General features: G+C 29.3%; 23 protein-coding genes. 1 reads left to right on the top strand and 22 read right to left on the bottom strand.

Annotated features, from left to right (window positions below; all coding sequences use genetic code 11):
* Positions 1-70: 70 nt before the first annotated feature.
* From KQI42_RS07310 to KQI42_RS07240, 15 genes are all read right to left on the bottom strand, one after another.
* Positions 71-727, bottom strand: coding sequence for a pentapeptide repeat-containing protein (locus KQI42_RS07310; RefSeq protein ID WP_216518318.1), 657 nt, complete (start codon positions 725-727; stop codon positions 71-73).
* Between the two features lie 181 nt (positions 728-908).
* On the bottom strand, positions 909-1,343 hold the full coding sequence (locus KQI42_RS07305; protein WP_216518316.1) for a GNAT family N-acetyltransferase: 435 nt from the start codon (positions 1,341-1,343) through the stop codon (positions 909-911).
* 50 nt (positions 1,344-1,393) lie between these two features.
* Positions 1,394-2,563, bottom strand: coding sequence for a sensor histidine kinase (locus KQI42_RS07300; protein ID WP_216518314.1), 1,170 nt, complete (start codon positions 2,561-2,563; stop codon positions 1,394-1,396).
* 152 nt (positions 2,564-2,715) lie between these two features.
* Entirely contained in the window at positions 2,716-3,348 is a 633-nt protein-coding gene (locus KQI42_RS07295) for a response regulator transcription factor (protein WP_216518312.1), read from the bottom strand.
* A complete protein-coding gene (locus tag KQI42_RS07290) occupies positions 3,345-4,922 on the bottom strand; it encodes a glycosyl hydrolase family 18 protein (RefSeq protein WP_216518309.1) in 1,578 nt (525 codons plus the stop codon). Before KQI42_RS07290 ends, KQI42_RS07295 begins: the two co-directional genes overlap by 4 nt.
* 39 nt (positions 4,923-4,961) lie before the next feature.
* Positions 4,962-6,251, bottom strand: a complete 1,290-nt coding sequence (locus KQI42_RS07285) for an alkaline phosphatase family protein (protein WP_216518307.1) — start codon at positions 6,249-6,251, stop codon at positions 4,962-4,964.
* A gap of 133 nt (positions 6,252-6,384) precedes the next feature.
* A complete protein-coding gene (gene map, locus KQI42_RS07280; protein ID WP_216518305.1) occupies positions 6,385-7,146 on the bottom strand; it encodes a type I methionyl aminopeptidase in 762 nt (253 codons plus the stop codon).
* A gap of 47 nt (positions 7,147-7,193) precedes the next feature.
* A complete protein-coding gene (locus KQI42_RS07275; protein WP_216518303.1) occupies positions 7,194-8,147 on the bottom strand; it encodes a tetratricopeptide repeat protein in 954 nt (317 codons plus the stop codon).
* A 182-nt stretch (positions 8,148-8,329) separates the two neighbouring features.
* Complete coding sequence (locus KQI42_RS07270; protein ID WP_216518301.1) at positions 8,330-10,519, bottom strand: heavy metal translocating P-type ATPase; 2,190 nt, start codon at positions 10,517-10,519, stop codon at positions 8,330-8,332.
* Between the two features lie 115 nt (positions 10,520-10,634).
* Entirely contained in the window at positions 10,635-11,447 is an 813-nt protein-coding gene (locus KQI42_RS07265; RefSeq protein WP_216518299.1) for a nitroreductase family protein, read from the bottom strand.
* Between the two features lie 62 nt (positions 11,448-11,509).
* Positions 11,510-12,067 carry a phosphatase PAP2 family protein gene (locus KQI42_RS07260; protein WP_216518297.1) on the bottom strand — a complete coding sequence of 186 codons (558 nt, stop codon included), beginning with the start codon at positions 12,065-12,067 and terminating at the stop codon, positions 11,510-11,512.
* Positions 12,068-12,186: 119 nt separating this feature from the next.
* On the bottom strand, positions 12,187-13,227 hold the full coding sequence (locus KQI42_RS07255) for an ABC transporter permease subunit (protein ID WP_216518295.1): 1,041 nt from the start codon (positions 13,225-13,227) through the stop codon (positions 12,187-12,189).
* A complete protein-coding gene (locus KQI42_RS07250) occupies positions 13,202-14,098 on the bottom strand; it encodes an ABC transporter ATP-binding protein (RefSeq protein ID WP_216518293.1) in 897 nt (298 codons plus the stop codon). The genes KQI42_RS07255 and KQI42_RS07250 overlap by 26 nt, the downstream gene beginning before the upstream one ends.
* Positions 14,082-14,483 carry a GntR family transcriptional regulator gene (locus KQI42_RS07245; RefSeq protein WP_216518290.1) on the bottom strand — a complete coding sequence of 134 codons (402 nt, stop codon included), beginning with the start codon at positions 14,481-14,483 and terminating at the stop codon, positions 14,082-14,084. The genes KQI42_RS07250 and KQI42_RS07245 overlap by 17 nt, the downstream gene beginning before the upstream one ends.
* A gap of 180 nt (positions 14,484-14,663) precedes the next feature.
* Entirely contained in the window at positions 14,664-15,869 is a 1,206-nt protein-coding gene (locus tag KQI42_RS07240; RefSeq protein WP_246566252.1) for a S8/S53 family peptidase, read from the bottom strand.
* 251 nt (positions 15,870-16,120) lie between these two features.
* Here KQI42_RS07240 and KQI42_RS07235 point away from each other — a divergent pair, with 251 nt between their 5' ends.
* Positions 16,121-18,187, top strand: coding sequence for an ATP-dependent helicase (locus tag KQI42_RS07235; protein ID WP_216518286.1), 2,067 nt, complete (start codon positions 16,121-16,123; stop codon positions 18,185-18,187).
* A 7-nt stretch (positions 18,188-18,194) separates the two neighbouring features.
* Here the strand turns inward: KQI42_RS07235 and KQI42_RS07230 are convergent, their stop codons facing one another.
* The 7 genes from KQI42_RS07230 to prdR form a co-directional block, all read right to left on the bottom strand.
* Positions 18,195-19,205 carry a proline racemase family protein gene (locus KQI42_RS07230; protein ID WP_216518283.1) on the bottom strand — a complete coding sequence of 337 codons (1,011 nt, stop codon included), beginning with the start codon at positions 19,203-19,205 and terminating at the stop codon, positions 18,195-18,197.
* A 14-nt stretch (positions 19,206-19,219) separates the two neighbouring features.
* Positions 19,220-19,465, bottom strand: a complete 246-nt coding sequence (locus KQI42_RS21950; protein WP_216518281.1) for a hypothetical protein — start codon at positions 19,463-19,465, stop codon at positions 19,220-19,222.
* A gap of 27 nt (positions 19,466-19,492) precedes the next feature.
* Positions 19,493-19,945 (bottom strand): glycine/sarcosine/betaine reductase selenoprotein B family protein, encoded by a 453-nt coding sequence (locus KQI42_RS21945; RefSeq protein ID WP_216518279.1) that lies wholly within the window; start codon positions 19,943-19,945, stop codon positions 19,493-19,495.
* Positions 19,946-19,960: 15 nt separating this feature from the next.
* Complete coding sequence (locus tag KQI42_RS07215) at positions 19,961-20,215, bottom strand: CBO2463/CBO2479 domain-containing protein (protein WP_216518277.1); 255 nt, start codon at positions 20,213-20,215, stop codon at positions 19,961-19,963.
* Positions 20,216-20,218: 3 nt separating this feature from the next.
* A complete protein-coding gene (prdA, locus tag KQI42_RS07210) occupies positions 20,219-22,105 on the bottom strand; it encodes a D-proline reductase (dithiol) proprotein PrdA (RefSeq protein ID WP_216518274.1) in 1,887 nt (628 codons plus the stop codon).
* A gap of 11 nt (positions 22,106-22,116) precedes the next feature.
* Positions 22,117-23,397, bottom strand: coding sequence for a proline reductase-associated electron transfer protein PrdC (prdC, locus tag KQI42_RS07205; RefSeq protein WP_343231666.1), 1,281 nt, complete (start codon positions 23,395-23,397; stop codon positions 22,117-22,119).
* Between the two features lie 275 nt (positions 23,398-23,672).
* Positions 23,673-25,415 carry a sigma-54 dependent transcriptional regulator PrdR gene (prdR, locus tag KQI42_RS07200; RefSeq protein ID WP_216518269.1) on the bottom strand — a complete coding sequence of 581 codons (1,743 nt, stop codon included), beginning with the start codon at positions 25,413-25,415 and terminating at the stop codon, positions 23,673-23,675.
* Positions 25,416-25,716: the final 301 nt, after the last annotated feature.

Genomic DNA, 25,716 nt, shown 5'->3' with positions numbered 1-25,716 from the left:
TATTTTAAGGAGTTAATACCATAATTTTACCACCATATTCACCTTCCTTGAAATTTATATAATTTATATTTTATTCTTTAATAACGAGTCCTAATAGCTTAGAAAAGAAAACTGCTTGCATAGGTGAAATAATAGCTCCATGTAAATCCTCTATTCTAACCCCTATTCCCTCTATATCACAATTACTTAAATCAATATCTTTTAATTTTGTTCCTGACATTTGAGCATGTTTCAAATCGACCTTTGAAAAATTAACTTTATTAAAATTAGAGTTTTGAAAATCAGAATTGTTCAATAAGCAGTTTGTAAAACTCACCTGTTTTAAATCTGAAAATCTAAAAAATCCATAACTACAATTGCAATTATCAAACATTACATTACGTAAAGTACCTTCACTTAAATTTGTCCCTATCATCTTACAATCTATCATTTCTGTTCTATGAATAATTGCTCCTCTTAAATCTATATTAGATAGTTCACAATTTATAAATTTTACATCTGTAAGCTCAAGAAATTTAAAAGATATTTCATTGAATATAACATTTTTAAAAATAATTTGTTCAAAACTCACATGCTCTGCTTTTTGATTATCAAAAGAACAATCACTAATAACCCCCATATTAAAATAGTCATCGTCCTCAATATAGCTATTACAAATATCTAAATTATTTAATCCTTCTGGTATTATTGGAGATAAAATTTTCCAATTATTATTTAATTTTTGCATTGTATTGTCTCCTAATTTCATAATATCTTCAATTCTAAATATAAAAAAGGCTTCTAAAGAAACATTTTAAGGTAGCCTTTTTTGAAACTCATTTAGGTCAGAACAAGTTCCTACATTAAAAAAAGAAAAAGTAGAACTTTCCTATTCGTTATAAAAAGATTATTTCTATTCAACAAATTTTTTATATTTCCTTATTCCATACCATTAAAAATTCTTCTTCTCCTGTCAGTTTATCTATGGATTCTTCTTGTATATAAAAATCATTTTTTAAATAAAATTTAACCGTTTTTTCATTCTTTTTATATACTCTAAGTTCTATATAATCTTTTTTCATTTTTATATAATCTAATAACTTGTTTCCATAACCTTTATTTTGATAATTAGTACCTATAAAAATAGCAGCTAAATAATCATCAACCATGGAAACAAATCCAATTATTTCTTCATTATTTTCTATAACATAAGTATCAGACATAGGTATATATTTTTCTCTCATATCTTTTTTTCCTGCTCTCCAATAGTCATCACTTATAAAACTATGAGCTTTAATAGATACATCATACCATAATTCAACTAATTCTTCTATTTCGTCTTCCCTATATTTTCTAATATTCATAATTTCATCTCCTAATAATAATTTAAATTTCTTTTTGAAAATATCCCTCTCTATATTGGTAAACTTAAATCCATTTTAAAGCCTTTCTTATCTTTATCACTATAAGTTACATCTCCTCCAAATTTATTTATCCTATCTTCTATACCTATTAGACCATTTCCCTTTACTAAACTATTGCAACCTAAGCCATTATCTTCAATGCTTATAAATATTTTATTTTTCCCTAATTTTATATTTATACTTATTTCCTTAGCTTCACCATGCTTTATACTATTGGTTAAAGCTTCTTTTATAGAAATATATATAATATTTTTATATTCTGGCAACAAATCTTCCACTTTCTCATCTACATTTAATATGACTTTAACTTCCCCTGTACCTTCAATATTAGCAGCCATTCTTTCTATAGAGTCTATTAGAGTACTAGAACCCTCTTCCTTTAAGGCATATACAGCTTTCCTTAATTTCTCCATACTTTCCTTTGTTAATATATGAGATTTGTTAATTAGCTGTTTAGCTTTAACAATGTCTCTATCTATAATTTTTTCTATCACATCTAAATTCATATTTAAAGCCACAAGACTATGTCCTAGATTGTCGTGAATTTCTCCTGCTACCCTATTTCTTTCTTTAGTTATGGTTAATTCTTCGATCTTTTCTGATTGTTCCTTTAGTTTATTATAAGATAGCTCTAATTCTTCGTTCAATCTCTCTACTTCTTTTTTCTCTTTTCTTAAAGCTTTATATGTAAATAAACTAATTAAATAAAAAAATAATCCAAGAAGTATCATTAAAATATCTATTAAGCTTTCCTTCCAAAACTCTATATTCCTTATTTCTTCTCCAGATATAGTTCTGAATATGAGTAAAAGTAAAAATAATGCTATTTCTAGACCAACAAATAATTGGGAAATCCTTCCCTCAGTATATAAAATTAATTCATAAAAACTCATATATATGTATACATCTATATATCCATGTATATTGAAGGCTAATATTATGCTTATTATCATAGATAGAAATAAGGATAAATAATATTTCTTCACATCTTTATAAAAATAATTTATCCTTAGATTATCATTAACTATTATAAGTAAAAACAAGCCAAGGAAGATTAAAAGATTAGTTATATTGCTTCTACACCTATAAATGATATCCAGTGCTATTAAAATTCGTAAAGCTATATATGAATAAAAATTATACTTATTAAGTTTTCCCATATCTATATCACCTTAGAGAATATTTCTACATGATTTCATTTTTTCCTTTATTTTTAATGTTTTTATGTAAAACTTTGTTATAGAAATTCTTTGATCTATTTGTAAAACCCTATAATTTATAACATATATAAAAAATAGCTGTGATAACACAGCTATTTATCTAAACTTTTAACTAATAATGCTAATTGAGTTCTATCTCTTAATTTTAGCTTATCTAATATCTTAGTTAAATGATTCTTTACCGTTCCTTCAGTTATAAAAAGAGTTTGTCCAATTTCTTTATTACTTTTCCCTTGCCCTACTAATAATGCTATTTCATATTCTCTTTTGGTTAATTCTTTAAAAATATTCTTATTATCATGTTTTTTCCGCCCCATAGCTCCAACCATTTTTTTAGCTACTTCCGGCTGTAAAAGTACATTTCCTTCATAGACCGTTTGTATTCCTTTAACCAATTCTTCTGAACCTATGTCTTTAAGTAAATAACCATCTGCTCCATTTTTTAAACCTTCAAATATATATTCATCTTCATTAAAGGTTGTTAGTATTAGCACTTTTACTTTTGGATATTTTTCTTTAATTATTCTTGTAGCTTCTACTCCATCCATTATAGGCATTCTTATATCCATTAATATTACATCGACCTCTTGAGTATCTAAAATTTTTATAGCATCTTCTCCGTTAGCAGCTTCTCCAATTATGAATACATTATCATAAAGGTTCAACATCATAGTAAGACCTTCTCTTATTAAGCTTTGGTCATCTACTATTAAAACCTTTATCATTTACCTTCCCCTTTCATGTTTAACAGTTCATTCCATATGTTTAATTCAATATCTGGATCTTGAAAATCAGGTATATTCCCTAATCTCCAAAGAGACACACCCTTAATACCAAATATCTTTGAAAGATTTATCTTTTCTTTTATACTCCGTTCATTTTCATACCAAACAATATTATCAGTTCCATCTTCAAGGTTTTTAAACTTAATATAAGGATTTCCGTAACTATAATATTTCTCTACTTGTGAATCCTCAATAAGTCTTTTTCTTATTAGATCATAGGCAGGACTATAAGGCTTGTCATTTAGAACTTTTCCATCCTTCAACTTCCACTGCACAGAATCAAAAGAAATTTGTAATAAAATTTTATCTAAATCTTTTACTCCTGTATTCTTATCTGTTATATATTTCAAAGCATAATATATGTCATTTATTGGTGTCAATGGTGTTATAGTATATCCCCTATCTTGGTCTTCTTTAGTAAGTTTTTTTGGATAATAATCATGTGCCATAAGTATAATCTTATCTGCAACATCACCAATATGTTTAAAATCATATCCATCGTAATAGCTAGTACCAGGTTTAGTTCTAGGATGAACTGCAACAACCAATGATTTTTCATTTTTAATTAATTCATCCTTTAATTGAGATAAAAATAAATTAAAACCTTCTCTAAGCTTTTCACCTTTCATACCTTCAAAATCTATTATCACTCCACTAAAGGTCATAGTAGCATCATTATTTAAGCTATTTACAATTCGATTTATAACATCTTTTCTTATACTTTCATCAAAAAATATCTTTTCTTCTAACTCATTATTATCTAGAAAAACCATTAATTGACTATTTATTTTATTATCTACAGCTATATTAAGAGGCTCTGAATATCCTTCAGGTATACTGAATATGTTATTATTTGCTTTACTAGTATTTAATATAATTTTTCCGTCTTTATCCTGCTCTAATTTACTCCATCCAAAACCAACAGAAGAAAAACCTTTAATCATATCTTTTTGCTCATAAGATTTTATAGCATAAAAACCATGTAAATCCTTTATGCTACTATTTATTCTCTCATAGATTCTTGACAAAACTACTACTGCCTGCTCCTTAGTCACAGGATTTTTAGGATTAAACTTATTATTTGATCCTGTTATAATACCCATATCATTTACCATCATAATATATTGATAATTTTCATTTACATCATTAAATATATTCGTATTATCTTTAATGATATTAGCTAATTCACTATAACCTAACTTTTCAATTACTATCTTAGCCATTTCTTCTCTAGTTAAGATAGTTTTATCTTCCACCTCTTTTATCTCAACATCTTTGTAAAGAACTTTATTAATCCAGTTATTAAATTCACCTTTATTAATTTCTTGGCCTAAACCAAAAGTATTTTCGTCTATACCTTTTACAACATTTAATTCTGCAAGTTTATATGCCGCTTCTGTAGCCCAGTGTTCCTTTGGCAAATCAACAAAATTATAACTCTCGTTTGCAAAGGAAGGAAATCCTAATGCAATTATAGAGGCTACTATAGAACTAACAAAAACTGTCTTTTTCAATTTTATTTCCCCCTTGTATCTTTTGTATTATGTAGCATTTCACTCATTAAATATTTCTTCTATAATCCTTCCTGTAGTTTCTTCAAATTCCATATCTAAAAATTTTGCTAAAGTTGGTGCCACATTTATAATATGCTCATTTTCTATTATAACACTTTTCTTTACTCCAACGCCATAGGCCATGAATATTGTTTCATATTTATTTTTATCCGGGCTATACCCGTGACAAGCTTTTAACTCATTTCTAGGCTCATCTATGATTTGTCCTTCTATGAATTCCACAAAATGGTATCCCCTTTTCGCTTCTAACATTAAAAAACAATTGGGATCCGCTCCTAATGTTTCTGCTTCTTTAGCAGAATAAATAGTCTCTATACCGGACCTATTATTTTCCATAAATTCTTTCAATACATTCATCACTTTATTTTTCACTACAGAATCTTCTTTATCTTTTAAATAAATATAACTACTGCCTTCACAAGTTTTTAAGTAAGCTTTCCAATTAGATATATTACCTTTCTCATCTACTTCTATTAGTCCAACATCCTTAAATAAAATATTTAGTCTAATACTTTTAGATACATCTATTTGACTATGATCACTTAAAGCTACTAAAGTACACTTATTCCATAATTCCGCTTTTTTTAAAGCAGTAATTATTTCACCAAGTCTTTTGTCATATCTTTTTAAAGCCATTTTTGCTTCCTTTGAATTGTATCCATAAATATGTCTATTGATATCTACGTCAGTAAAATGAATCATCGTTAAGTTAGGTTTATGCTTTTCGATTATATAGGAAGCAGAATAACTAGCAAACATATCCAAAGCTGGCTGATGCAGACCTTTTCTTATATATCCAAACTTTCTTTGTAAATTCATAAGCATTAAAGGTGAACCTGCAGTTAATGAAGTTACTATTTGCTTTTTCCAAGGTCTATTTGGAAAAATCTCTGGTAAGTTATAGTCTATATTTCCTTTAGCTGTCACAGGCCACAATAAGGAAGCAGTCTTATATCCCTTTTTTTTAGCTAATTTAAGCAAAGTTTCACCTTTAATATATTTTTCATACCAATACCAATCGGGGGATTGTCTTCCTGGCTGAATTAGTGTATTATTTACTATTCCGTGATCCTTTGGATACCTTCCTGTAATCAAAGTAGTATGTATTGGATAAGTTAACGTAGGATATATACTTTTTACTTTTGTAATCAAGGCACCATTGCTCATTACATACTTAAAGTTAGGTAAGTTTTTAAGTTCTTCTAAATCTTCACTACCTAAGGAATCAAAAGAAATGACCACTAAATACTTATCTTCTATTTTTGCCATAATACACACCTTCCTAGATTAGTCATCTATATAATCTATTCCCCGTATATTTTAAAAGTCCATTATAACAAAACTTCCATAATCTTTTTTAGTTGAAAGGATTTATATTTTCTATGCATTACAAAAAAACTCCCTATCCTTGGGAGTTTCCTTGTTCTGTTAAAACTATAGGTCCATCTTTAGTAATAGCTAAAGTATGTTCATATTGAGCTGATAACTTTCCGTCAGCAGTTCTTGCTGTCCACTCATTATCATCAATAGTTAAATGATAAGTACCTACATTAACCATTGGTTCGATAGTAATAACCATACCTTCCGTTAATCTCGGTCCTCTCCCAGGTCTTCCAAAGTGAGGTACTTGCGGATCTTCATGCATATCCTTTCCTATTCCATGACCAACAAAATCCCTTACTACAGAAAATCCTTGAGATTCTACATAGGTTTGAATTGCATGAGAAATGTCTCCAATTCTATTTCCAACAATTGCTTGCTCTATACCTATGTAAAGAGATTTCTTAGTTATCTCCAATAACTTTTTAGCCTCTTCAGAAATTTCTCCTACCCCATAGCTCCAAGCTGAATCAGCTAACCATCCATCCAAATTTACTACCATGTCAATAGTTACTATATCTCCAGACTTAAGTGGTTCTTTTCTAGGATATCCGTGGCATATTTCATCATTAATAGAGGCACAAGTAGCATAAGCATATCCATGATAACCTTTTTGTTCAGGATAAGCATTATGTTTTTTTAAATAATCTTCCACAAATTTATCGATTTCCATAGTAGATATACCTGGCTTGATAATTTTAGCTATTTCTTTATGAACACTTGCTAATAGCTCTCCAGCTTTTTTCATATTTTCTATTTCTTGTTGAGTTTTAAGTATAATCATAAATTAATTTCCCTTCCTTTATTATAATATATAACAAAAAAATCATACTATTTCAAATTATTCCTAGTATTCTGTTGAATTAACCTTAAAAAGTCTTTATTATTATATAAGTTTTTAAAATCGTCATCATTTTTTATTGATTCTATTATGTTTGGATATAAAACTATAGCTTTTCTTAAGTCCATTATAGCAGATTCTATTTTATTTAATTTAGAATAACAGCATGCTCTATTATAGTAGAGATCTTCTGCATAAGGGTTATATTCGATTCCTTTAGTTAAAACTTCTATAGATTCTTCTATCCTTCCTTGTTCTATATAGATTACTGATTTATTCAGAAAGGAATAAGAATAGCTTCTGTTCTTCTCTATAGCTTTATCATAATACTCTATAGCTTTATTATATTTCTTCAATTTTTTATATATTACCCCCATATTGAACAAAGATTTATAATAGTTAGGATTTAATTTTATACTTATTTTTACCATTTCATAGGCTCTTTCATAATCTTTTAATTCCTCATATATGGATCCTAAATTATTATATGCTATATAATCATCTGGGGTAATTTCTAGTACCTTGTTATAATAATAAATAGCTTTTTCTTTCTTCCCAAGTTCATCAAATATATTGGCGATATAAAAGTAAGCTCTATCATAGGTAGGATTTATTTCTGTTGCTTTAAAGTAAAATTCTAATGCCTTTTCTTTTTCTTCTAATCTTTCGTACATCATAGCTATACCGTAAAAAGCCCCAGCTTTATTATTATCTATTTTTATAATACTTTCATAAGTCTTCAAAGATTCTAAAGGCATGTCTATTTCGTCATATATAAGAGCTATATTATATAGTAGTTCTATATCTTCTTCCTTGTCCCCTTTAAATTCTAAAGCTTTTCTATAGAACTTAATAGCTTTCTCCATTTCATCATCTAAATAAAAGTTTTCTGCTAAAACTATATAATTATGTCTTCTGTCATCACTTTTCAACTGACCCTTCAATATAAATCCACCTCTTAATATAATTATCATATATAGTTTACCATATTTTATGTGTAAAAATAAGCAAAAGCTTCTATTAAAATAATTTAATTATAAAATCTTTCATTGAATCCCGTTTATATCAATCGCATATTAAAGGAATTATACTTTCCTATAAGTTACAAAAAAGTAGAGGAATAAGTTTATTCCTCTACTTTTAAAGCTCTCATTGAGTTTAATATAGCAATAATAGATACTCCTACATCTGCAAATACTGCTTCCCACATAGTAGCTATACCCATAGCAGCTAAAATTAATACTATTAGTTTTACTCCTAAAGCTAATATAATATTTTGAGTAACTATTTTTTTCGTATTTTTAGCTATTTTAATTCCAGTAGTAATCTTACCAATTTCATCAGTCATAATAACTATATCAGAAGCTTCTATGGCTGCATCAGAACCAAGTCCTCCCATGGCTATACCAATATCAGCTCTAGCAAGAACTGGGGCATCATTTACTCCATCTCCAACAAAGGCAACTTTACCTTTACCACCTTTTTTACTTATAATCTCTTCAAAGATACTAACTTTATCTTGAGGTAATAGGTTTCCATATACCTTATCTAATCCAACTATTTGCCCAACTTTTTCTGCTGTTTTACTATTATCACCTGAAAGCATTATAGTTTCTTTAATCCCTACAGTTTTAAGTTTTTTCATATGATCTACTACACCATCTTTAAGCTCATCGGCTACTACAATTGTTCCTATATGAGAATTATCTTTTCCTATATAAATTACGGTTCCTATAGAATCTATTTCTTTAACTTTTATTTTTTCATCATCAAACAATTTTTTATTACCTAATAGAACTTGTTCTTTATTTATTTCTACTTTAATACCTTTTCCAGCTATCTCTTTATAATTTTTAATTATATTTTTATCAATATCCTTACCATAAGCTTCCATAATAGATTTACCTATTGGGTGATTTGAATATGACTCTCCGTAGGCTGCTAACTTTAAAACTTCTTCCTTACTAAATCCTTTATAGCTTTCTACTTCTGTTACTTTAAAAGTTCCTTTTGTTATAGTTCCTGTCTTGTCAAATACCACAGTATCTACATCATTCAAGGCTTCTAAATAGTTTCCCCCTTTAATAAGAATTCCTGATTTTGAGGCTCCACCTATTCCTCCAAAGAATCCTAAAGGAATTGAAATAACTAGAGCACAAGGACAGGATACTACAAGAAAGGCAAAGGCTCTATAAGCCCAATCTCTTAATTCATATCCAAATATCAATGGTATTATTAACCCAATAATCAACGCTATAAACACTACTGCTGGTGTATAATAACGAGCAAACTTAGTAATAAAATTTTCTATCGGAGCTTTTTTACTTGAAGCATTTTCTACTAAATCAAGTATCTTAGATACAGTTGATTCTCCGAACTCTTTTGTTACTTTAACTTTCAAAAGCCCTTGGTTATTTACGAATCCACTTAAAACAGTATCTCCTGTATAGACATTTCTTGGAACACTTTCACCAGTAATATTTGAAGTGTCCATAGAAGATTCTCCTTCTACAACAATTCCGTCTACAGGTACTTTCTCTCCAGGTTTTACAATAATATAATCTCCTATATGAACATCTTTAGGATTTACAATAACTACCTCATTGTTCTTTTCTAAATTAGCATAATCTGGTTTAATATCAAGTAAAGAAGTAATAGATTTTCTTGAATGATTAACAGCCATTCCTTGGAACATCTCTCCTACTTGATAGAACAACATAACCGCTACTCCTTCAGGATATTCTCCAATTATAAAAGCTCCAATTGTAGCTACTGTCATTAAAAAGTGTTCATCAAAAGCTTGCCCTCTAAACAAGTTACCAACTGCTCTAACTACTATTTCACTACCTACTATAATATAGCTTAATAGATAAACTGCCAATCTTGTAGTTCCTTCTAATTTAAGTATCCATGGTAATATAAAGAATATTCCACCTATAATTAGTTTTATAATCTCTTTTTTACCAATTTCACCATGATCGTGGCTGTGATCGTGACCATGACCATGATCATGACCATGGCAGTTACCATCACAGTGACTATGATCATGGTCGTGATGATCATGACTATGTCTATGATGATCAACCTCTGTTTTGTCAACGACAACTACATGTGGCTCTAACCTATTAACAATTTTCTTTATTTCTGAAGTGATGATATTTGCTTCTTTATCATCTTTTATATTTACCTTTAATTTTTTTGTTACAAAGTCTAAGGTAGCACCATCTACTCCATCCATATCATTAGTTAATCTTTCTATTTTTCCTGCACATCCTGCGCAGTTAAGACCATTAAGTTCTAATTCTATTCGTTTCATAGTCTTATCCCCCATTTTTTGTATTGAACATATGAGCAATTGTTCATATGTTCAATAATATTATATTCCCATTGTTTATATTTGTCAACAAAAAAAGCACTTTAAAAGTGCTTTTTTATAAATTAAATTCTCCTATATATTTATAATGACATTCTTTAGTCTTATGAACTCCATTAATTAATTCCCATTTACTATTTATTCCTATAGAACTTGCTAAAGCCTCAAAATAGTACATTATTATTCCTGCATCTGCTAAGTTTAAATCTTCTTCCTTAGAATAAGCCAATAACAAGGTTACTTTATCTCTTTCAACTAGAAACCTCCAAGGCTGCTTATTATAAGCAGAAGGTGCAAATCTTACATAATAAAATAAATCACTTAAACCCATAGCTTCCAACTCTTCTATGTCCATAGGCTTTTCTATCTCTTCATTGAATACAATTTCTTCAATACCAAGTCTTTCACTAAAAGCTTCATTTATAAATGGATTTTTGGGTTTTGGATATCCAATAGCAAGAAGATAATTTGTTTGTCCAATTGTACTTCCAAGAATATCTTTCTTTTTATTATCATCCACATCCATTAAGCTAATCCAACAAGTAGCTATTCCTAAGTCGTTTAACTTAGTAATTAACTTTTCCATATAATAAGAGCTATAAATAGCAACTCTTTCTTCATTATTTACTAATTCTATACCTATATAGTGAGGACTTTCTATCATTACTCCAGAGTAACCACCTATTCCCTTTAAGCTACGATAAATATCTTCTCCATTTTTATATATATTAAATAAAATACTTCTACTCCCCTCTTGATTTTCTAGCTCTTTTAAGTATTCATCAATTTTCTCTAAAACCTTAACATCTACCTTTTTATTCTTAAATTCCCTTACAGACCTTCTATTCTTTAGAAAATTTGTCATTAACATAATTAATCCCCCCTAACAATAAACTTATTCCATATATACCACTATTTATAATAATTAATCTATTAATTAAGACCTATTATTTCAGCTATCCTTTCAATATAGTTTAATAAATATAAATGAACTATTATAGCTGTACTAACGCCTAAGATAATACCTGCTGCTACATCTGTAGGATAGTGAACTGCTAGATATATTCTAGATATGCCAATTATCATAGCTAAAAACAATGCTACTATAGATAATTTAGGCATATTTAATGCTATGGTTGTGGCTATAGAAAAACTGGCTGTTGTATGGCCAGAGGGAAAGGAATAGTCTTTCATGTTTATTCCAAATGTATTTAAGTTTTCTAAAATTTTATAAGGTCGCTCTCGACTCAAAAGTTTTTTTAAAGTATGAACTATTATCTGACTAATACTTAATATAGTTAATCCTTCTAATCCAATAAGTTTCATCCTCTTACTTCCAAAAAATACCAAAGAAATCAGAAATAAAGTAGAAAATATAGCTCCGCCTAAATCTGTTATCCTATACATAAATAAGTCAAGAAATCTATTTTTCATTTTATCATTGATTAAGCTAATTAATTTGTCATCAAACCATTTAAGTCCTTTTCTCATTCTAATACCACCTTTATGTCTACTTTATAATGTTATATTGTAAATTATTATTACCCTTATGTAAAGGATAATATCTATATTTTCCTAAGCTTATTAAAAAATAGTGGAGAAAATCTCCACTATCCTTTAACTCTATTGAGTTTTATACTAAAATAAGCTGCAAGATACCCTAATACTCCTCCAACAATATATCCAATTGCTAGATAAAACTTATCTATGCCAAATCCTATACTAAAGTCTGATGATAGAAGTCCAAATAGAAGGCTGGTACATATTGTAACACCAACGGTAAAGAATTCTTCTAATTTTTCAAACTCTAGGGTTTCGCCACTTCTTTCTGTCTTGTTTTTATAAAACAATATTATTGATATTATAAAGAAAACTATAGTCAATGGAATAAATATAGACAAAGTTAATCTATTTACATCAAAAATACTAAACATATTATATCTAAAACCTATTTTCTCAATTTCCATTAAGATAGAACTATTTACTCCCCATATGCCTAGATTTAACTTTAGTAACAAAGGAAAACTTATAGGAAAAACAAGAAATATTATGCTTATAACCACAAAAGAAGCTGTTGTTCCAGTTATGGTACTAAGTAATGTAAAAAAACTTAAAAAAGCTAAAACTATATACACATACCTTATACTCCAAAAAATTATATCTTTCATTGAATAAAGCATTCCAAGTTCTTTATTAATTCCCTTAACTATGAAAAGAAATATTATATTGATTAAATTTGCTATAACTATTGTTATAAAACATAGAACTAATTTATTAAAAAATATTTCATATTTTGTAAAAGGCATAGAAGATAAAGCTTCAAAAGTTCTATTTCTTTTTTCTTCACTAAATAATAATATACTTAACACTAAAGGTATAATTATCATTTGAGCCAGACTGCTGCCCCGCCCCATATGTTTCAAATATCCTGTTACACTTCCTCTTGATTGTTTAATCAGATCCTCTTTGTTATATTCTTTAGATGCTTCCTCAAAATAATTAACCATATATTTATAGTTTCGATATTCTCTTATTATACCTAAAGTCATTGTCATAAATATAGAAAAAACAATAAATAGACATATCCAACTAATTATTTTAAAATCCTTTTTTATTAAGATATTTCTAAAGGGTAATATCTTCAAATGCATATCCTACACCTCCCATTTTGTAAATAAAAATTTCTTCTAAAGACATATCTATCATTTCTAATAATATTGGATTATATTTTTTAGTTTCCTCGATAAACTCATCTAAGTTATCATTAACTACAAATTGATATACTTTGCCTTTATAATCTATATGAAGCACATCCTTATGATTTTTTATTTCTTCTGGTATTGTGCCATTGAATACTACTTGAATTTTTCTTACTTTAGATTTGATTTCATCAATATTTTCTTCTAACAGTATCTCTCCATTATACATAATCCCTATATGATCACATATTTGCTCTAATTCTAATAAGTTATGAGTAGACGTTAAAACCGTTGTGTTGTTTATACTAACCTCGTCAACTATTAAATTAAGCACCTTTCTTCTAATGACTGGATCTAGTCCTGAAGTAGGTTCATCTAATATAAGTACTTCTGGACTAATTGAAAGGTTTAAAAGTAAAGAAAGTTGAGTTTTCATACCCTTAGATAGTCTTTTTATTTTTTTATTAGGGAGTTTAAATATATTTTTTAAACTATTGTATTTTTCTTCATTCCACATTGGATAAGTATTTCTATAGAACCAAGCCATTTCTGAAACAGTAAAATTAGGATAGAAATATTGAAAATCAGAAACATAACCAATCCTTGATTTAATTTTAGTATTCTCCTTTATGCTCTCGCCATTAATCATCACTTTTCCTGCTTCAGGTTCATAAATACCTACTAAGGTTTTAATCAAAGTAGTTTTTCCAGCTCCATTAGGCCCAATTAATCCATAAATTGATCCTTTTTCTATATTTAAATTTATGTTATTTAATATCTTACTTCCACCTAAAGATTTCTCTAAATTAGTTACCTTTATCATTGGATTCCACCCCCTCTAATTCTTTTATCAATTCTTCAATGATTCCATATATATCTTCCTTTTTAAATCCCATATAGTGAGCTTCCACTATGCCCTTTTTAAATAGATCCTTCACTTCCATTATTTTACTTTCATCCTTTCTTGGCTTATAATCGGCTGAAATATAAGTTCCCTTTCCCCTTAAAGTTACAATTACTTTTTCTCTTTCTAACTCTTGATAAGCTTTTTGGATCGTATTTGGATTTAGAGTCATCATTTTAGCTAGCTCTCTCACTGAAGGTAATTTTTCTCCTGGCTCCATTAATCCCTTTAGTATACCTTCTTTTACACTATCTATTATTTGCTGATAAATAGGTGTGCTGCTGGAAATATCTATATTAAACATATTTTCACCCCCGTGTACCTCGTGTACTATTTGTACTAGTACGGTATATTCAGTATAAACTATGGCATTGTCTTTGTCAACTCCTCTTAAAAATATTTTTATAGTAAAATATAATCAGTGTAATAAAAAACAAAGGTCTAATTTCTAACCTTTGTTTTCAAGTATTCTACTACTTTTATCTTAATTTCCAGACTGTAAACTTCGTATTAATTCTAAAGGAGACGCTATTTTTCCCAATTCATATTTATTATCCCCTTTCTCAAAAGTAATAGTTTCCCCTGTTTCTAAAGCTTTCTCCCAGAAAACATCTGGTGTAATATCTGGTTCAACTTGACAACATAAAGCATATAATCCTGCTATATAAGGAACAGCCCAACTTAATCCTCCTTGTCTGTAAAATCCGTAATCTTCTTTGCCAGTCTGCCTTGCCATTGTTCTCGAATCCATTGGAACTAGTAAATAGTTATCAGGCATACCATAAAAATTATCAATCCACCATGATCCTGGCTCATATGAAGAAAACTCATCTGGGTTTTTTAAAGGATCTCTTCCTAATCCGTGAAATGAATATCCATAAGTCTCATCTAATACAGTAGATACTACAAATATTCCTTGTTTCTTTGCCTCTTCTACAGATGATGTAATCTCTTCATATCCTTCATTCTCTTTTAACCATCCTATAGACATTGAAATAACCCTTATTTTTCTATCTTCTGGTAAAGATTTATTTATCTCTAAGATTCTATCTATAGCTTGAGCCATCCATTTAAAATTATATTGAAATCCGCTATCTTTATCATCTCCACTAGGTGCTGCAATATAATATAAATCAGCTCCTGGTGCAACGCCTACAGTCTTTCCAACAGCAATAGAAGCAACTGCAGGACCATGTAACTCTGCCTCATCATATGGCCAGTTTATTTCTTCATATAGCTTAAGGTTGTCTTTATACTCTATATGATCAACTAAGAGTGGCATATCTATAATTGCTATGCCTATACCTTCGCCAGTTATTCCTTTTTTATGTAACTTCTCTATTTTCAAACCAGGTTTCTTTCCAAACTTCATTATTTTATCAGGATCATACCCTTTGGGAAGTTTTTTTGTCCATATAGTTCTCGTATCAAAATCTGCACGTAGTAAATCCTCCATTCTATCCCTTACATCTAAATCTGATAAATCACAACCTCTTAAATCTACCTGCCATCCAGATTCTGAATTCTTATTATATGAAGGTAAAGCATCAATCTTACCTTTATCCAAGTTTGGTGCTTTTGGATATCTATCAATTTTTACTTCAGATTTAAAAGTTTCATTTGTTTCAGAAACTTTAGGGCTACATGATGTCATAACTAAAGATAAAATCAAAACTAAAGCTAAAATCATCTTTTTCAAATTAAACACTCCAATCTCTAATATTCTATGGTATAAATATTTCTGGTAACTTATTATTAATACATGATTATTATACTAGATATTTTTCAACATTACATTACTACTTTACTCTAATATGCCTTTATTTTTATAACAATATATTTCATATTATAAATAAAATAAGGGATTTAAGATATCTCTATTTATTTGATAAAATTAATTGTATCTAATATAATCGATAAGAGGGAAGGTGATGTTTTTGAATGAAAAATAGTAAATTAGAAAAAGAATTTTGTATATTAAGAGACAGAATAATCGAGAAGGAATTTAAACATTTAAACCAACAACAGAAGTCTGTATTATTACATGGCAATGGTCCTGCTCTTACCATATCTTGTCCAGGTTCTGGAAAAACTACAGTACTATTAAATAGATTATACTATTTAACAAAATTCGGGCCAGTATATAAAACTAATATTACTCCAGACAACATTACTGAACAGGATATAATAGTTATGAAAAAATATATAGATTATCCATCTGAAAATACTAAAATCTTATCTATTAAGACCATTAATCTTATATTAAAATACAAAGTTAACCCAGCGAGAATACTTTCTATTACTTTTAGTAGAGCATCTGCAAAAGATATGAAAGAAAGATTTAGCAAAAATTTTGAAGAAATTTCTTCTTTCCCTATAAATTTTTCAACTATACATAGTTTTTGCTTTAGCTTAATAAGAGAATATGCTTATATAAAGAGAATTAAATATACTCTAATTGAAGATGATAAACATCATCTTAACAAGTATAATTTAATTAAAAAAATTTATTTAGATATAAATAAAGAATATATTACAGAAGAAAAATTAGAAACATTATTAAATTCTATAGGATATATAAAAAACATGCTAATTTCTGTAGATGAATTTTTAAAAAACAATAAAGTAGATATAGATAATTTCAAGATAATTTACAATACTTATGAAGAATATAAGAGAGATAATAGCTTACTCGATTTTGATGATATGCTAACTGTTGCTTTAGAAATTCTCATGAAAGATGAATATTTATTAGAAAAATATCGATCTAAATTTGACTATATCCAAGTGGATGAAGGTCAAGATACTTCAAAAGCACAAATGGAAATAATTAAGCTTTTAGCTTATCCTAAGAACAACTTATTTATTGTAGCTGATGATGATCAGTCTATCTACGGTTTTAGAGGAGCCTATCCCAAGGGATTGTTTGATTTCAACAAAAACTATTCTAACGGGAAACTTTTCCTTATGGAACAAAATTATAGATCCTCTAGAAATATAGTATCTGTCTGCAATAGATTTATTAAAAAAAATGCTCTTCGTTACAATAAAAATATTTCTACAGAAAATAAATATATTGAACCTATAAATATTATTAAAGTCGACACTATAGCAGATCAATACAAATATTTATTAGAGGAAATAAAAAACAGAGATTCCTCCAATTCTTGTATATTATTTAGGAATAATTTATCCGCTATTGGAATTATTGAATTATTTGAAAGAAATAAAATTCCTTTTTACATGAGAGATGTCAAGGTTAGATTTTTTAATCATTGGTTAGTACAAGATATTATAAATTTCATGATCTTTGCTCAAGATACTAGCAATATGAATATTTATGAAAATATCTATTACAAAAAGAAAGGGTATATTTCAAAAAAACAAATTAACTATGCTAAAACCTTGAACTATAGCCTTTGTGTTTTTGATAGAATATTAGATTTCCCTGGATTATCTGAGTTTTATAAAAGAATTCTAAGAGAATTAAAACTAGATTTTAAAAAACTTTCTAAAATGAGTCCTGGAGAAGCTATTAATTATATTGAATATGATTTAGAATATGAAAAATACTTAAAAGAAAATTCTATGAGATTTGGATATACTTATGATTCTTTAAAAACTATCCTATATTATTTAAAGCTTATTGCTAATAGGAGTGAAAATCTAAATGACTTTTTAGGCAGATTAAAATATTTACAGCATCTATGCTTAAATTCCAAAAACAATAAGAGCTCTATTACTTTATCTACTGTCCATTCTGCAAAAGGACTAGAGTTTGATAGAGTTTATATGATTGATTTAATTGACGGTGATTTTCCCACTATTGGAAGTATTGAAGCTTTTGAAAAAGGAAAGTTTGATCTACTCGAAGAAGAAAGAAGACTTTTTTATGTAGGTATGACTAGAGCAAAATATCACTTAAGTTTAGTTAGTATGAATAAAGTAGGAAATAAAATCGTAAGCCCATCTAGATTTTTATTGGAATTAGAAGAAGGGAGAGTATAGCCTCTCCCTATTTATTTAGTATAAATCCGTATTTAAAAGGATCTTCTTCATCATACACTAAGTATCCATAGCTAGTAATAAATGCTCTTCCTGTTACCTCAGGAATTATTCCATTATATTCCCCAATTTTTGTTTCTTCTACTACTTTACCTTTAAATTTAGTTCCTGTTATACTTTCATATACAAAAGTTTCCTCTAGTCCTAACTGTCCTTTTTCATATAAAGCTGCCAACTTTGCGCTAGTTCCTGTACCACAAGGAGATCTATCAAATTGTTTTCTACCAAAGACTACAACATTTTTCAAATCTGCATCTGAATTTGTAGGTTCATCATAAATTTCCACTAAATCTACCTTGTTAATGTGAGGATTGTTTGGATGAGTTACTACAACTTCTTTATTTATTTCATCTCTAAGTTGTACTCCCAATTTCATTATATCTTCTATATATTCTAAAGATACTTTCAGCCCTAAATCTTCTGCTTTTACCAAAGCAAAAAAACTTCCACCAAAAGAAATATCTACAGAAACCTTCCCTATTTCAGGTAAATAGACTTCAACATCTCTTTTATATACGAAGGATGGTACATTTGTTAGAGAGACTTCTAAAACTTTTCCCTTCTCTACTCTTACTTTAACTCCTATAAGACCTGCTGGAGCATCTAAAACTAAATGTGTATAAGGCTCTGTTACTTTAACATATTCTCTTTCCACAAGAAAAGTGGCTACTCCCATAGTACCGTGACCACACATATTAAGATAACCGCCACCATCCATAAAAATAACACCTATATGAGCTTCTTCATGTATTGGATCTGTTATTATAGCTCCAAACATATCTCTATGTCCCCTAGGCTCATCCATAGCCATTCTTCTAATATAATCAAAATTATCTTCTAAATATTCCTTCTTCTCTGCCATAGAGTTTCCTAGTATCGGGGGTATTCCATCTACTATGATTCTTGTAGGTTCACCCATAGTATGAGTATCTACATATTCTAACCTGTCTATTTTAAACATTTAAATCCCCCTTTTTAAATTTTAGCATGGTATTCATAAGGTAGTGGAATTATTTTACCTGGCATATCTATTTCAATTAATTGCTTTAATGTATCTTTTAGAATGCCTTTTTGCATTTCTATATTGTTTGGTTCCCCTACATTAGCTCCCATTGGTACTATTGGAGCTGTACATCTAGGGGATCCATTTTGACGTACTACAGGAGGTAAAGCAGCTACAATTATAGTAGGTATACCTGCTTCCTCAATCGCTCTCTGCACTAGAACTGCAGAGCGGTGGCATGTACCTCACCCGCCTGTAATAACTACACCATCTACTCCCTCTTCTTTAAGTATTCTAGCTATTTCTGGTCCAGTGCTTTCTATAAAAGCTTTAACATCTCCACCTCCACCCATGAAACCTATATGTTGGGGTGCCACAGCTTTTATGAAACCTTCTTCTACTAATTCCCTTAATCTATCAATTGGAAACATACAGTTAATATCTTTGTTTACATCAGAATTATCATAGCCACCATGAGAAACCATTAATTCTTTACTAGGAATATCTCCTGGAATTGTTCTAAAAGATGTATCTCCAGCCAAATTAAATCTCTTATCTGATTTTAAATGGACTCCTGCTGCAGTAGCTATAGCAATAACCATCTCATTTAAAGGTTTAGTTGCTGGTGTCCAAACAGGTGGTGGAGTTATAGGTACATATATTTCAGATTGTAATCCTTTTACAACAGTTAAACTCACAATATCCCTCCTTCTTTATTTTTCGTCTTTAACCTTATTTATTGAATTTAGATATTTTTCATTTATCTCTTCATTGATGACCTCAGGATAAGTCATCAAAAAGCCTACTTCTTGTCCCTCTTTTAGTTCATTATTACAGATCACCATTCTTCTAGGAACTTTAAGCTGTCCCATTCTCCCCTTTAAATCTATGGTTACTCCTCCGTCTGTAACTTCTATAATAATTCCTTCATAATATCTTTCAGAAGAGATAAATTTAAGCTTATCCATATCTTATTTTTCATCTCCCTTATTTTCATAAAGTTCTCTTCGCTTTTTGCTCATTTTTAAGGAAGTTTCATTTGGAACTAAAGATACTTCTCTTTTTGTTTCTTTTTCTATAAGGTTAATATTGTTGTTTTTAACATCTACATTATATTTTCTTTCAGCAGCTTTTATAGCTTCTCCTGACATTTTAGCTTTTAATAAGTGTAAAGCTCTAATGGCGTCCTCTTCACATAGGCAATTGTTGCTTAGTATTTCATTCTCGATACCTTGTCTTGATTTATTTAAGTCTATCATTGCATCCATATATTTATTTCCAACAACTAATTGACCTTGTACAGCCGCAAAAGTCATTCCTACTACGGAAACTCCTCTTTTCCCTATTTCTTCTATATGACTAGCAAAATCTACGTGATTGTTTCCAAAACCTTCAGTAGTCACTATAGCTCCATCAATATCCATAGCTTCAATGGTCATACCAAGAAGTTGTGATACATAAAATTTATCAGAATTAGCTTGCGGAGACCCTACAAATATTACAGCAACTAAGTCTATTTCTTCATCTTTCATAGCTTCTAAAACTAGAGGTTCTCTAAAATAATGTCTAGAAGTCTCTTTTGAGGCAGGACCTATACAAGTTAAAGCATGAATACAACCATCTAATACTTGTAAAGGTGACACTACAACAGGAACATTTCCTAAATCCACATTTGCCTTGGCTCCAATTACTCCTACTGGCTCTTGAGGCATTAAGTAGTTATCATGCATAGCTCCCTGTCCCATTATTTCTTTAACTATAACTACTTTTTTCTTACCAAACTTTCTCTTTTGAATAAAATCATCTTTATTAACTATCAAGGATTCATCTACTTTTTTAAGAGCTTCCCTAATTTCTTGAGTAATAAAATCTGTAGCCTTATGGGCAGCCATAGGACCAGGCCTTTCCATGTTTTTTCCTTCTTTTATGGTTACATCTGTCTTTATTAGAATTTCTCCCATATCTGGTGAACCAGGTCTTCCCCACATAATATTTTCTTCAAGGATACCTTCCGATGAACCAAATTCACCTATTTGAACACCTTTCTCATCAGTTCCTGTAACCATCATTATTACTCCATCTAATACCCTAGTAATTCCATTACCTAATTCTCCTTCTTCCTTAACGGCTATAGGCTGAACATCCATTATAGTATTGGAATATTCATTATATTTATCTGGAGTAATAATATCTAATTTCAGATCTACTACAAGACTTTGAGAATCAACAGCATCCTTACATATATCTTCTCTAATATAAAGAGTAGTTCCCTCTATCTTAGTTTCTTCACCAAAAATAACCTTCTCTATTTTAAAATGCTTTCTTGTAAGACGTCGAATTTCTTTTTCTAATATTTCTGGTTCTTTTTCATATTTAACATCTGATTTTTCTTCAATGAATCCTTCATTAGGTGTAGTAATACTACTTTCTTGACCTATTAAAGGAAAAGGGATTTCAATATTTATATCCTTTCCTTCCCCTATATGAATTTTTATATTTCCTCCTACAGAAGGCAAAGCAGATATATTTGTATTTAATTTTTTTGTACTTTTTTCTACTGTAGTTAATTCTTCAACTGATTCTTCTTTAACTTTTACATCTTCTTTGTTTATTCCTTCTACTAAATCTGAAGTTAAAGGTGTCAAAGCATCTACAGTTTTGAGCAGTTTTGCCCCTAATACTTCTCCTATTTTTAAACAATTTTCTGGAATACTAATTAATCCAGAGTCCTCTAAATCTGGAATTAGATTTGGATCTTCAATATTAGATGGACTAATTATAGTGCCCTCTTCAAACCTGCAACAGGTTACAGCATATGAGCCTTTATGTTCCATAGCAGTTTCATGAGTTATTGCCACATTATCCCCTCCTAATCTTTCTTCTTTCTATATAATCTATGACCAAAGGCTCTTAATGTATGGTCGGTACTATGATACATTGGTAGTCCTACCCTAGGAGCTACATTCATCACTGTATCAGTTCAAGGTTCACAGGTACCAACTATAATAGCCTCTGCTCCATTTTTCTTTAGATACATTACTTTTTCTGCTTGTCCAGGACACACCCCCGGTTCTTCACAGCGAAAACGTCCATTAACTTCAACCATTCTTTTACAATTAGTTTCTCCTACTACTTTTCCACCCATTCCTTCTACTATAGCCTTTAGTCTAGTAATATCTGCCCCACATTCACATCCTATTACTCCAAACTTTCTATTATCATTGGGAAAAGGCATAGTAACCAATATTCCACCTAAGGTTTTAGTTATAGGTGAATCTTCTCCGCTTGGTTTTCCAGTAAAGGGGCCTCCTAAAACTATTTCTCCATAAGGCTTTACATATCCATTACATTTATCAATTAAAGTTTTAACAGGAGTACCTATAGGTACATCTAGGAACACCTTCTCTTGAGAATTAATTCTTCCACCCACAGTTACATCTTTAGTAATTACTGGTCTTCTTTCTTCAATAGCTAGAGTAATATTTCTTATAGTTTCGATATTTAATACTACCGCTTTAGCTTCTAAAGGTAATTGACCTGGTTTAAGTTTAATACCTAATATTTCTCTAATAATTACTCTTTCATCACCAGCTGGATAAACATCGGGAAGATATTTTATTTCCATGTCTTCAAATTCTTTTATTTCTTTAGCTAACTCAATCATAGGTTTTGTATTTTTGGGTTTAATAGCAATAAATCCTTTTTTGGCTCCAGTAATATTCATAACATATCGAAGTCCACGAATTATTATAGCTGGGTCTTTCTCAATTCTAATCATATTGTGATTTAATATAGGTTCACATTCAGCAGCATTTATAATAACACAGCCATCTTCTAGCTTTGTATTTATTTTAATATGAGTTGGAAAACCTGCTCCTCCTGCTCCAACTATACCTGCTTCTTTAATAAGCTCTAAGTGATCTGTAGATTCTTTAATTTTTATATAATCTGGCGGCTGAACTTCATCTGCTTCTATAATAATATAGTTTTCATCTATATTATTCACTCTACCACTAAAGCTTGAATGGATATTGGCTCCTAGTCCATTGGGAATAGCAATTAACTGTCCTCTATATACTTTATCTCCTATAGCCACAATAGGAGTATTTAATCCTCCTACATGCTGCCTTAAAGGTATTTTGATTTCCACGTTTTCACCTCCACTACATTTTAAATGCAAGTTATATGCCAAAATAACAACCTGTATTTTAACAGTCTGCACCATTATTAAATTTCTTTTCTGACTAATTTTAGTCACCCATCTCTTTCCCATTGATTTCCAATTTAAATATTTATAGATAATTTCCATATTAAACTCTTTTATAATTAATATTTTCTATAGAAAATATACTTTTTTATCTATTTTGACAATAAAACTTTTCTATTTCTCAATAAAATACAAAATGACTATTTATAGTCTCAAGACTATAAATAGTCATATAAATTATATTTCTTCATTTTAGAATGGAGCGTGGTTCTTGGAATATTTAAAAGTCGTGAAGCTTCCAACCTGTTACCTTCAGCTTCTTTTAAAGCTTTTTTTATCATAGTTATCTCGATTAACTCAACAGTTTGATTTAAATCCAGAGAAGGAGTTTCCAGCTTAATATTTAAACTTTCTTCTATCATATATTTAGGAATCAGTTCTTTCGTTATTATATCGCCTTTACACATAATTGCCATATATTCTACTACATTTTTCAACTCTCTAATATTTCCCTTCCAGAGATAGTCTACTAAAAAATTCATTACATCGCTATGAATTTTAGGTATAACCTTTTTATTTTCAGTACATATTTCTTTAAGGAAATGGTCAACAAATAAAACTATATCTTCTTTTCGCTCTTTTAAAGAAGGTAGTTCTATGCCTATAACATTTATTCTGTAATAAAGTTCTTCCCTAAAAGAATTTTCTTTTACCATTTCTAAAAGATTCTTATTAGTAGCAGATATTATTCTTACGTTAACAGGAATAAAGGCTTCTCCGCCTACCTTTTTTATTTTTTTATCCTGCAAAACCCTTAGTAGTTTTGCTTGCATTGAAATAGGCATATCTCCAATTTCATCTAAGAATAAAGTCCCACCATTAGCTTGTTCAAAAAATCCTAGCTTTCCTTCTTTCCTAGCACCAGTGAAAGCTCCCTTTTCATATCCAAAAAATTCACTCTCAAATAATTCATTAGGTATAGCACTACAATTTACAGGAACAAAATTTCCAGTAACTCCGCTATGTTTATGAATTGCTTTTGCAAATTCCTCCTTGCCTGTACCACTTTCCCCTGTTATTAGAACAGAAACATTGGTTTTTGCAATTTGTCGTGCAATCTCTTTTTTTCCGATAATTTTCTTGCTATGACCAATTATTCTATCAAAGGGATCTTCTTCTTGATTCTTAATTTGTTTTTGCAATTCTACTAGCCTATCTTTAGCTTTTTTTAATTCTATTTGTAGCTCTTCTATTTCACTAATATCTTTTTCTGTACTAACAACACCATGAAGTTTTCCATTTATAAAAATAGGAGAAGCACTTATAATTACATGATACCCCTCTTTTGGTGAATGGTATAAATTCTTTACACTTTCTTTTGTATCAAACACTTTTAAATCTATAGCATTAGGAAAATGATCTTTTAAGTATTTTCCCTTTATTTCTTCTTCTTTTACTCCATATAAACTCTCAGACCTTTTATTCCAAAGAATAACTCTTCCCTTGTTGTCTAATACACATAATGCCTCATGGATATTGTCAAATATGTGTTGAATAGCCTCCTCAGCTTCATCTACACCTTTATAAAAAAAGTCCCTCATGCTTTCTTCTCTAATAATTCCAACTAACTTTTTATTGGAGAAGACTGGAATTCTTCCTATTTTATTTTCTATCATAAGACTTCTTACTCTATATAGAGTTTCATCTATTGTAACGCTAATTATTTCTTTAGCCATTATCTCTTCAATTGTAAGTTTAGAAATATTTTTTCCTAAAATTTTATACAGGTCTTTAATAGTAACTATGCCTATTAGGTCTTTATTCTTTAAAACCAATACTTCTTTTTTATTGTTTTTAAATATATAATCCATAACTTCTTGAATATCATCCTTATGATCAGAAAAAAAAATGTCTTTATCCATAATTTCTTTTACAGCTACACTATAGGATTGTAAAAACATAGACCCACCTCTTTGTATTTTCTATCTATAGTTTACTACATTTAAGGTTTTCTAACAATTTTAAGATTAAAATTGTAAAAATTAGAAATACTATAAATGTAGGAATATTACATATATAAGGAGGGAAAAAATGGCTAAGTCAAAAAACCAAAAAAATGCTCCTAAGAAACCAAAAGGAGCTAAGAGCGAAAAGCAAGAAGAAGAGCAATAAAGGAAAGGAGCTACATTCAAATCTTTAATATATCATTTGAAAAGGTAGCTCCTTTTCTCTTTAATTATTATTGTTTTCTAATGCTAACTT

This window comes from Tissierella simiarum (genome assembly GCF_018917865.1).
Taxonomy (GTDB): domain Bacteria; phylum Bacillota; class Clostridia; order Tissierellales; family Tissierellaceae; genus Tissierella_C; species Tissierella_C simiarum.
The sequence above is the reverse complement of the archived record's forward strand: the minus strand, read 5'-3'. Positions and strand labels throughout refer to the sequence as shown.